General features: G+C 66.5%; 1 protein-coding gene. It reads right to left on the bottom strand.

Features of this window, described 5'->3' with window-relative positions; translation table 11 throughout:
• The coding region (locus tag QEH54_RS22850) for a putative Ig domain-containing protein (protein ID WP_309021049.1) at window positions 1–538 on the bottom strand (538 nt) is incomplete at both ends.

Raw genomic sequence — 538 nt, 5'->3', positions numbered from 1 at the left:
CCGTTTTCCAGGGTGGCTCTGTAGGTGAGGGAGTCGCCGGCGTCGATGTCGGAGAAGCTGCCGGAAACGTCGAGGGAGAATGCGGAGTCCTCGGTGGCGGACTTGTCGGCGATGGCGGTGGCGACGGGGCCGTCGTTGGTATTGGTCACGCTGATACCGAAGGAGTCGGAGGCGGTGGCGCCTGCGGCGTCGGTGGCGGAGACGGTGACCGCAATCTCGCCCACGTCGGCGTTTTCCGGAGTTCCGGAGAGCTGTCCTGTGGTCGGGTCGATGGAGAGCCAGCTTGGCAGGGGATCGCCGTTTTCCAAGGTGGCGGAGTAGGTCAGGGAGTCGCCCGCGTCGACGTCGGAGAAGCTACCGGAAACGTCGAGGGAGAATGCGGAGTCCTCGGTGGCGGACTTGTCGGCGATGGCGGTGGCGACGGGGCCGTCGTTGGTATTGGCCACGCTGATACCGAAGGTGTCGGAAGCGGTGGCGCCTGCGGCGTCGGTGGCGGTGACGGTGACCGCAATCTCGCCCACGTCGGCGTTTTCAGGGG

The organism is Pelagicoccus sp. SDUM812003, assembly GCF_031127815.1.
Classification (GTDB): Bacteria; Verrucomicrobiota; Verrucomicrobiia; order Opitutales; family Opitutaceae; genus Pelagicoccus.
Note: the sequence above shows the minus strand (reverse complement) of the source record. Positions and strands in the feature narration are given on the sequence as shown.